The sequence below is a fragment of the Embleya sp. NPDC025285 genome (genome assembly GCF_055558835.1).
In genome coordinates this window covers 1-9626 of the sequence record NZ_JBVHLU010000198.1, presented here as the reverse complement: position 1 = coordinate 9626, position 9626 = coordinate 1, and the positions used below count along the sequence as shown (strand labels likewise).

The 9626-nt window shown below is 71.3% G+C and carries 8 protein-coding genes and 2 pseudogenes; 1 reads left to right on the top strand and 9 read right to left on the bottom strand.

The window, feature by feature from the left end:
- Window positions 1–120: 120 nt before the first annotated feature.
- A pseudogene (locus tag ACZ4FV_RS50775) lies at window positions 121–762 on the bottom strand (ATP-binding cassette domain-containing protein); the annotation flags it as partial.
- Window positions 763–873: 111 nt separating this feature from the next.
- Window positions 874–1830: a helix-turn-helix transcriptional regulator gene (locus ACZ4FV_RS50770; protein ID WP_465328177.1), complete on the bottom strand. Its 957-nt coding sequence runs from the start codon at window positions 1828–1830 to the stop codon at window positions 874–876.
- A gap of 63 nt (window positions 1831–1893) precedes the next feature.
- Here ACZ4FV_RS50770 and ACZ4FV_RS50765 point away from each other — a divergent pair, with 63 nt between their 5' ends.
- The gene (locus tag ACZ4FV_RS50765; RefSeq protein ID WP_465328175.1) at window positions 1894–3156 is read left to right on the top strand and encodes an epoxide hydrolase family protein; all 1263 of its coding nucleotides are present in this window, start codon (window positions 1894–1896) and stop codon (window positions 3154–3156) included.
- Window positions 3157–3764: 608 nt separating this feature from the next.
- Here ACZ4FV_RS50765 and ACZ4FV_RS50760 read toward each other — a convergent pair.
- The 7 genes and pseudogenes from ACZ4FV_RS50760 to ACZ4FV_RS50730 form a co-directional block, all read right to left on the bottom strand.
- Window positions 3765–3920: a hypothetical protein gene (locus tag ACZ4FV_RS50760; RefSeq protein WP_395861713.1), complete on the bottom strand. Its 156-nt coding sequence runs from the start codon at window positions 3918–3920 to the stop codon at window positions 3765–3767.
- 504 nt (window positions 3921–4424) lie between these two features.
- Window positions 4425–4955 carry a hypothetical protein gene (locus tag ACZ4FV_RS50755; RefSeq protein ID WP_465328173.1) on the bottom strand — a complete coding sequence of 177 codons (531 nt, stop codon included), beginning with the start codon at window positions 4953–4955 and terminating at the stop codon, window positions 4425–4427.
- Window positions 4956–5285: 330 nt separating this feature from the next.
- The gene (locus ACZ4FV_RS50750) at window positions 5286–5552 is read right to left on the bottom strand and encodes a hypothetical protein (RefSeq protein ID WP_465328172.1); all 267 of its coding nucleotides are present in this window, start codon (window positions 5550–5552) and stop codon (window positions 5286–5288) included.
- Window positions 5545–5904, bottom strand: coding sequence for a hypothetical protein (locus ACZ4FV_RS50745; RefSeq protein WP_465328170.1), 360 nt, complete (start codon window positions 5902–5904; stop codon window positions 5545–5547). The genes ACZ4FV_RS50750 and ACZ4FV_RS50745 overlap by 8 nt, the downstream gene beginning before the upstream one ends.
- Before the next feature lie 1364 nt (window positions 5905–7268).
- Window positions 7269–8558: an FAD-dependent monooxygenase gene (locus ACZ4FV_RS50740; RefSeq protein WP_465328168.1), complete on the bottom strand. Its 1290-nt coding sequence runs from the start codon at window positions 8556–8558 to the stop codon at window positions 7269–7271.
- Window positions 8559–8790: 232 nt separating this feature from the next.
- Window positions 8791–9372 carry a transcriptional regulator gene (locus tag ACZ4FV_RS50735; protein WP_465328166.1) on the bottom strand — a complete coding sequence of 194 codons (582 nt, stop codon included), beginning with the start codon at window positions 9370–9372 and terminating at the stop codon, window positions 8791–8793.
- 62 nt (window positions 9373–9434) lie between these two features.
- Window positions 9435–9626, bottom strand: a pseudogene (locus ACZ4FV_RS50730) (transcriptional regulator); the annotation flags it as partial.

Below are 9626 nucleotides of genomic sequence, written 5' to 3'. Positions count from 1 at the left end.
CCCCCCCCCCCCCCCCCCCCCCCCCCCCCCCCCCCCCCCCCCCCCCCCCCCCCCCCCCCCCCCCCCCCCCCCCCCCCCCCCCCCCCCCCTCGGCGCGTGACGGCGCGCGTCAGGCCCGCACTACCGGGGATCCACCGCCGTCAGCCCCCGCCCGTCGAGGTTCAGCCACCGCGTGATGCCGAGCCGCGCAGGAACGACACGTCGTGGCTCGCCACGATCAGCGCACCCCGGTACGACTCCAGCGCGGTCGTCAACTGCCGCACGCTCGCCATGTCGAGGTTGTTCGTCGGCTCGTCGAGCATCAGCAACCGCGGCGCGGGCTCGGCCGGCAGCAGCGCCGCCGGCGTGGCCCGGAACCGCTCGCCGCCCGACAACGAGTCCGCCCGCTGGTCGGCCCGCCGTCCCCGAAGAGGAACCGGGCCGGCCGCGCGCGGATCTCGTTGTCGCTCGCACCCGGCGCGAAACGGCCGACGTTCTCCACCACGGTCAGGTCGTCGAACAACAGGTCCAGGCGCTGCGGCAGGCAGCGCATCGGCACCTCCCGCCGCACCTCGCCGGTGCGCGGCTCGGTAAGCCCCGCGATGCTCCGCAGCAGCGTTGTCTTGCCCGCACCGTTGCGGCCGAGCAGCGCGATGCGCTCGGGACCGCGTACGTCGAGCTTCACGCGCGGCCCGACCGAAGCCCGACGCCCGGCACCGCCACGACCTGGCGGCCCTCCGGCACCTCGGCTTCGGGGAGCCCTCGGAGGTCGAGGCGAACATCTTGGCGCGCACCCGGTATGTCGGATGGCCCACGCCTCGACCATCGCCTCCTCGGCTTCCGGCGACGCCCGCACGCGACGGCGACCACCGCCCTCCGGAGGTGATCCCGGCGCTATCGCACCGCGCGTAGGCAGCGCTCGCCCTGGCTGCGGAGCGCGTCGGCGACCTCGGACGGCGCCTCGTCGAGGGTGAAGTCGACGTCCACCGAAGTGATCATCCAGGCCAGGTCCCGGGGGGTTTCGGCGCCCAGGCGCAGCAGGCAGTTGCCGTCGTCGAGCGGTTCGACGACGCCCATACCGGGCCAGATGCGTCGCAGGATCGTCTCGGCGGACTCGTGCAGCGTGACCGTCGCCTGACAGGGCCAGGTTCGCCAGGACAGTCGATGTGCGAGGTAGGTGGCCACGTCGCCGTCGGGCGGGTCCCGTGGCGCGAAGCGGGGTCCGATCGGCGTGCGCGGGGTGAGTCGGTCGACGCGGAAGGTGCGCCAGCCCCGGCGGTCGGTGTCCCAGGCGACCAGGTACCAGTACCTGTCGAAGTTGACGAGGCTGTGCGGTTCCGTGGTTCGGATGGAGTCGCCGCCGCGTGGGCCGGCGTAGTCGAAGCGCAGTCGTTCGTGCCGGCGGCAGGCGTCGGCGATCGCCATCAGCGTGTTCGGCGACACTTGCGGCGTGGGAGCGACGCCGGCCCGGATCGTCGCGGCGTGCAGGGCTTGGACGCGGTATCGCAGCCGGGATGGCAGGACCTGCTCCAGTTTGGTGAGCGCCCGCAGTGAGGTCTCCTCGATAGCGGCCACGGATCCGCCCGCCGCGGTGCGCAGTCCGATCACCACCGCGACAGCCTCGTCGTCGTCGAGGAGGAGCGGCGGCAGCGTCGCCCCGGCACCGAGGCGATAGCCGGCGGTCCCCCGGGTGGCGTGGACCGGGTAGCCGAGTTCGCGCAGGCGTTCCACGTCGCGGCGGACCGTGCGGGGGGTGATCCCGAGGCGTTCGGCCAGTTCGGCGCCCGACTGGTGGCGGTGGGTCTGCAGTAGCGACAACAGTTTGAGCAGTCGCGCGGAGGTCTCCAACATGAGGACAACACTGCCCGAAGCTTAGGAACAGGATCGTCCCAAGTGGGTCGTAGCGTGATCGGCATGACGACGACAGAGGGCGTACCCCCCTTCCGCATCAACGTCCCGCAGACCGACCTCGACGATCTGAACGCGCGTCTGGCGGCCACTCGTTGGCCGGACGAGGTGGCCGGGGTCGGCTGGAGCCGAGGAGTGCCGGTCGGGTATCTGAAGGAGCTCGCCGAGTACTGGCGAACGTCCTACGACTGGCGGGCGCAGGAGGCCGCGCTCAACGAGCACCCGCAGTTCGTCACCACCGTCGAAGGGCAGAACATCCATTTCCTGCACGTGCGTTCGCCCGAGCCCGACGCGCTGCCGCTGATGCTGCTGCACGGCTGGCCGGGCGGGGTGGTGGACTTCCTCGACGTCATCGGGCCGCTGTCCGACCCGCGCGCGCACGGTGGTGACCCGTCCGAGGCGTTCCATCTGGTCGTCCCGTCACTGCCGGGGTTCGGTTTCTCCACGCCGCTGGCCGGACCCGGGATGGGTGCGGCCCGGATGGCCGCCGTGCTGGCGGGGCTGATGTCCCGCCTCGGGTACGCGCGCTACGGGGTCCAGGGCTACGACACCGGCGCGTGGGTCGCCCCCGCACTGGGCCGGCAGGACGCGGAACACGTCGTCGGGATCCACGTCAACGCCCTGATCACCTTCCCGATCGGTCTGGAGGGCGAGACGGAGGGCCTCACCGACGTCGAACAGCGCCGTTGGCAGGCGATGCAGGACTTCAACGACGGCTACCTGCAGTGCAACGCCAAGCGGCCGCAGACCGTCGCGTACGGCCTCAACGACTCGCCGGTCGGTCAACTCGCCTGGATCGTCGAGAAGTTCAAGGAGTTGACCGACCCGGAGGACGGCCTGCCCGAGGACAGCGTCGATCGCGACCGCATGCTCACCGATGTGGCGCTCTACTGGTTCACCGGCACCGCCGCGTCGGCCGCGCAGGTGTACTACGAGGAGATCTCCGCGAACTCCTGGAGCGGGGACGGCGACTGGGAGGCGGAGTCGGGCAAGGAGACCACCTCCTGGGGTGCGGTACTCGACGACCCGGCCGAAGAATACGACGACGGGACGGACGGCGGCACCGAATCCCGGCAGGCCGCCGAGCGTGGCACCGTACCGACCGGCGTCCTGGTCTCCGCCCACGACGTAAGCATCCGCCGGTGGGCCGAACGCGACCACAATGTGGTGCACTGGAAGGAACTCGACCGCGGAGGCCACTTCCTGTCCATGGAGGCCCCCGACCTTCTGGTCGCCGACGTCCGCGCGTTCTTCCGGAAGCTCCGCTGAGGCAGTCGTGGAACGTCACCCGGTGCCGGCAGGTGCCGAAGCGCTTCGGATCGGCCCGGAGTTCAGGATGCGGATCGCGGTGCCGGATTCAGTCCCGGTCGACCACGACGATGCCGGTGCCCGAGGACAGCAGCCTGCCGACGTTGAGGCCGAACATGGCGCGGAAGCTGTCGCTGAAGTGCGACGGCGACGCGAATCCGGCGCCGACGGAGGCAAGCCGTGGTCAGATCCTGGCCTCTGGCCACGGCGGCCGCGACGTGGATCATGCGCGTCCACAACCGGTACCGGCGAAAGCTCGTCCGCGCGTTCTCGGAAAAGAGATGGAGGAACCGAACCGGGAGGTCGACAGATGCACCGAGCGGGCGGTGTCGGCCGCGCCCCAGTCGCCTTCCGGCCGCTTGCGCATGGTGTGCAGGGCTGCCCGGATCCGTTCGTCCATCGTGTCGGGGCCGCCGGCGAAGTCGGGCCGGTCTTGGCCGGACGAGCGCGGGCGGCCACGACGACTGGCCGGTCGTCCCGGACACCCGGCGTTCGGTCGCGGCCCGACCCGCGCTGCGGCGCCCGCGGCGGTTCCCCCCGTTCGAGGCGTCGGCCGCGTGCCCTTCGGGTCAGCGCTTGCGCTTCTTGAGGAAGCGCGGGATCACGATGATCGCGAGGACCACCCACAGCGCCACGAACGCGTACGGGAACCAACTCGGGCCGTCCGGTCGGCTCCCCGCCGACAACGCACCGTGACCCGCGATCGCCGCTACATCGAAACCCATGCCCATCCCCTTCGCGCAGGCGGTCACCGGACCGCAATCCGAGCGCGCCGCCGGGTCCTTCCGTCGACGCGACCGGCGTCTACCCCGTTTTCCACGGAACGTGCGAGGACCGAACCACGAGGCGGACCGCCGCCGTTCGGCCTCTCCGGAACGGGCCCGCCACTCGGCGGTGGTCCCCGGCGTGTCCGACGTGACACGCCGCGTGCCCTGCGCGAACGGCCGACCGCCACCGGCCACATTGCGCACCATCGGAAGCCGGACCCACCTCGTGGGTCCGGCTTCACCCGCGCCCGGACGCGAACGACTCGGGCGGATCACGAGGACCCGAGGCCGCCCGTGCGCATGCCACCCGCGCCCGCCCCGTAGGGACCGGTGTGGGGCGTGCTCACGTCGTGCGGGCGGGCTGGTCGAACCATGCCGTCACGACCGCCGTCGAAGTCGCCGAAGGACGGACGCGGCGAACGTCCGCGCCGGGCGCGTCATCGACACCGACCGGGGGTCGGGTCAGCCGCCGACCTGTTGCAGGCCCCAGTAGTGGGGCTCGATGGGGGCCGCTTGCACGACGATGCGTCCGGTGACGTCGGGCGAGTCCACGACCTTCCCCCACGAAGGGGACTGGTCGTGCGGGGTGTGTTCGATGTCGGCGTACACGATGCCGCCGGGCTTGTCGGTGCCGTAGGACACGGTCCAGTCGGCGTACCTGTCGGCGTCGCAGTTGTCGTTGACCGCCAGCCTGTGGTTGTCGTTGACCTTCATGCACCTGCGGGGGTCGGAACCGGCCTTGGAGATGTCCATCGTGCCGTTGGGTCGCCGGCGCACCTGCCAGTCGGGCGAGGTGGAGGCGGTCTCCGTACAGGCGCCCAGTGACACCGTGCCGGGACTCGTAACCGGCTTGTACCAGATCAGGCACTTGCCGTCCCTGAGGGCCGGAAACCGGTATGTACCGTCGCCGAGCGGCGCGGCCTGGGCGGGCGGAGCGAGTGTCGCGACGGCCGCGACCACGGCGGCGACGACGGCGATCAAGCGTGCACGCATGGGATCGAACTCCTCGAAGCAATCGGGGGCGAGCCCATCACGCAACGGGCATGTTGCCGACACCCCGGCCACCGGGTCGGCGGCCACCACCATCCTGGAACGCCGCCCCGATGCTGCGGGCCCCCTACGACCGACCACCACCCGAACGGCCCAGTCGCATGGGGCGCCGTCAGTGGGCGTACGCCTCGCCGGCGGCGAGGACACGTCCGCCTTCGCAGCGGGCAGCCCGATGGCCCGCCCTCCTCCGACGATGGCCGGCGCACGAGGTGCAGTAGCCGCGTCGGTAGCGGAGTTGGCCGGGGCGGGCGGCCACGACTACAGAAGGCGGTGTCAGAGTCCGAGCCAGGTGACCTGGGGGATGGAGATGCATTCCTGGCGGGGGACGGTGAGGTATTCGAAGAGGAGGTTGCGGGCCGGGTCGCTGTGGGTGCGAATGCCCGGGCCGGTGCCCTGGAAGTCGACACCGTCGAGGTAGACCATGGAGTTGACCGTGGCCAGGTCCGCGGCCGCCTTCTCGACGGCGGACAGCACCTCGGACGGCAGACCCGCGGCGACCTCTTCCAGGCTGGGCAGCCATTCCCAGGACCAGTCACCCACCGGCGATCTCGCGGTGCGCCTCGGCGCGCAGGCGGGCGATCTCGGTCCCCGCGGTCCGGATCTCCTCGGGATCGTGCGACCGCGCCACGACGCGCTCCAACTCGCGCAGACGCCGCGCGAGGGCGGGGCGGCGCTCGATCGCCACGAACACGGCCCATTTGCGCAGGAACAGCCGGACCGCGTTCGGCTGGAGGTTCTCGGCGACCCAGTCCAGCGCCTCGTCCTCCTCCTGCTGGAACTCGGGCAGGTAGGTGGGGCTCAACACGGCCACCGCCTCCCGAAGCGCCCGGATCTTCAACGGCGGCATCGGAATCAGCGGCTCGTCGCCCCACTCGGCATGCTCAGCGGTCATGGTCTCCTCCTCCACCGCCCAGTCAACCAGAACCATCCGACCCTCACTCCCGCCACCACGGACCTGCCGAGAACAACAGGCCCGGTCAGGCCAAGCCGGTGGGCCGGCGGAACGAGTTGTCGATGCTCGGTCCGGAGCCCCGTCAGGCTCGGCGGGGGTGTCGCCATCGAAAAGGGGCCCGGCAGCCAGTGGCGCTGAGGTTGTCGAACTCGGCCTGGCTCAGGCCCGAGGCCCCGGGAGCAGGCATTCCAGACCGCGGCCCGGCATCACGACAACCCATGGGGAACGGGTTCAGGCCAGTCCGCCGGCCCGAGGATCGTGGCGGCGCAGCGGAGGGACTATCGGGGACTCGGCTCAGTGCTTTGTCGTCTCGAGACGATCCGCCTGTGTGGCATCGATGCGCGCTTGCGCTTGGCGGAGCATCCCAGGGCGGATCCGCCCCATCATGCCAATGCGGCCGAGCACGCCGGGCACGACCGGTGCTCCGCTGCGCGCCTCCGCTCGCACCGTGGGGGACTCCGTCTTCCTCCGCGGCGCGGTCCTACCGTGCACAGGGACGGGAACCAGCCCGGCCGCCCGGTACCACCGCCGATTCTGCCCGACGAACCGCCGAGTTCCGGAACTCCCCGAAAGGGACAGGTGAAGCGTGAAGCAACGGAGCAGGCTCCAGCCGTCCTGCACCGTTTTGTGGAGGGAGCCACGGGCCCGCTTCCGGCCCTCTTGCGCCACGCGTCGGGTTCCACCTGCCGCGTGCATGTGGTGGTGAACCGCGGTGTCGAGTGAAGGTGTTCGCGTTCGGTGGGTGTGAGGTTCGCAGTGAGATTCGAGGGGTGTGGTGGCGAGGGGCTTCGGGTCGTTCCGGGCGGGGCGCGACGAAGTGGTCGTTCATGGACCGGGTCGCCGGGTGCTACGGGCCGGCGCCGATGCCCCGGCGGCTCACCGGCGTTGGCTCAACCGCCGCCCCTGTAGGTCATGCTGCCGGGGTCGGTAGTGGCCATATGGGGTGTGGTGCGGGATGACGTCCTGGACCTCGTCGGGGGGGGCGGGCTCGGCTTCATTCGGCGAAGCCGGACGTCTGGGCGCGCCTGACGCGATCCACGTCGCCGACCGCTACCTCCTCTGGAAGAACCTCGCCGAGGCCGTCGAGAAGACCGTGATCCAGCACCGTGCCCTGCTGCCCGAGCCCGCACCGGAGCCCGAGCCCGCAGCAACGCCGGTGACAACGTTGCTGCCGCAGCCTGCTCCGATGCGGACCACCGGGCGCCCGGCCAACCGGGTTCCACGCACACACCTGCCGGCACTGAGCGGAGGTCGTCCGGCGGTTTCCTACCGAAGCGTGGTCCCTCTGGACACGTGTGTGACGCCTACGGTTTGGCAGACGTGGTGATCGTCGATCCGGTCGGGGCTGCGGAGTCCGGCACCCCCGCGTAGTCGGGCAGTTCGACGCCGTTGATCGCGCGCCCGACCAGCTCCGTGAACCATTCGCCGGCGAAATCGGGGCCCGGCTCGGCGTCCGGCCCGGGAACCTCGCGGCTGCGGGCGTTCAACCGGCCGATCTCCTGGTTGGCCTCGACGAACGAGCGCATCCGCGCCTCGTAGCGGGCGAACCCCGCCTCGGGGTCCCATCCGGCAGCGGCCAGCTCTCCGGCCAGCAGGTAGGCACCGACCAGGGCCAGCCCGGTGCCCTGTCCGGACATCGGCGACGAGCTGAACGCCGCGTCCCCGAGCAACCCCACCCGTCCGCTCGACCAGCGGTCCATCACCACCTGCGCGACCTGGTCGAGGTAGAAGTCCGGGGTGTCGTCCAGGTGCGCGAGGATGTCCGGGGTCAACCAGCCCAGGCCCGTCATCCGCTCCCGCAGCAGGACCTTCTGGGCCGCGACGTCACGGTGGTCGACGTCGAAGTCGGCCGACGCGAAGTAGAACATGGCCATCGCCCGGGTGGCGTCCTGGATGGGCCGCAGGAGGGCGGAGCGCCCGGACTCCTGATCCTGGTACTCGAGCAGCCGGCGGTCCAACCCGAACTCGTTGGGCACACTGTAGAAGGCCAGCACGTGCCCGAGGTGGCGGAGAAACCGCTCATGCGGCCCGAAGACCATCGCTCGCAGCTCCGAGTGCACCCCGTCCGCCCCGACCACCAGGTCGAAGCGCCGCCGGTTGCCGCCCGCGAAGACCACGTCGACCCCGTCCGCGTCCTGGGCAAGATCGGCGATTCGGTCGCCGAAGACGTACTCGACGCCGTCGCGGGTGTCGTCGTAGAGCACCCTGGACAGGTCCCCGCGCAGGATCTCGATGTCCGCGATGAACCCGTCGCCACCGTCGTCGTCGGCATCGAAGGTCTCCAGCACCCGCCCGTCCGCGTCCACGGTGTGCGCGCCCGCGGTGTCGGTGCACGCCGCGCGCACCGCCGCGGCCAACCCCATGCGCCCGATGACCTCCCTGGCGACCCCCCGCGCGTCCACCGCCTGCCCGCCCGGACGCAGCTCGGGAGCCCGCTCCACCACGGTCACCTCGGCCCCCCGCCGGCGCAGCCAGTGGGCCAGCGCGGGTCCCGCGATGCTCGCCCCCGCCACCAACACCCTGGGGCCGCCCGCCCGCGTCCCCTGCCCGCCCGTCCGGATCGCGTACCCATGGTCGGAGTCGTCGACGCTCATCACTGCCTCCAAAAGGCAGTGGAGCGCCCGCTCGGTCGATCCCTACGCTCGACCACCTGGCGCACGACCGGCGTGACGAAGAGGTCGCACAACAGGAAGTGGCTCGGGTCCTCGGCGTCGAGGTCGCACATCCGGCGTACACCGCAGTCCGCTGCCCTGCGTCGTCTCAGTTCGATGCCGCGTTCGATACCGAAATCGTGAGATGCCACGGAGACTGAGACCCTACAGTTGGCTAGGCTGCGAATCCGACCCCGGAGGCGAACTCGAAGCCGCCCCAGTCCGAGCCGAGATCGGCCAACACCTCGTCGGTCCACAGCTCGTCGAGCATCCGTTCGTCCCCGGCCGCCCAGGCGCGCACGATCGCGTCCCAACGGCGGACGTTGACGCTGCGGTGCCCGGCCACGCCCGCACGCCGGTGCGGCTCGCGTACACCGGACTGGTCGTGCGGGTGCAGTTCCACCCGGGTGCCGCGGCCGCCGTTGTTCAGGCGACGGGTCAGCGACCGCGCCACGTTGCGCCGGCGCAGATCGCGGTACGCCGCGTCGATCCGGCGCAGGTTCGCCCGGTTGGGGGTCTGATCCTCGGCGAGCCAGGCCGCGAGGGTGCGCGGCGTGACGGCGATACCGGCGGTCTCCATAGCCTCGTAGCCGGCTCGCGAGGCGGTGAGGTAGCGCAGGCGTGCGGCGAGGCCGCGTTCGGTGTCGACGGGCGAGGTGACGCCGTCGGCGAGTTCGTCCAGCCGCTCGGCCGCCAGGGCGGAGGCGCGCATGCCGCGCATCCCGTATTTGCCGGGCTCCAGGGAGCGGTACGGCATACGCGGTCAGTTCCTCTCGGGCGAGGGGGCGGCGGGGTCGGTGGGGTCGGTGGGGTGGGCCGTCAACTCTTGTCCTTGGTCTGGAGAATGTACGTGTCCTTGATCTTGACGTCGCCCACCCCGCGGCCCTCGGCGAACACGGTGCGCCAGTCGCCGCCCGTGAGGTGGAGTTCGTCGGTGCCCATCACCCGCACCACGGCGAGGCCGCCCCGGTGGGCCTTGAAGGCCTTGACCCACAGGTTGGAGAACGCCTG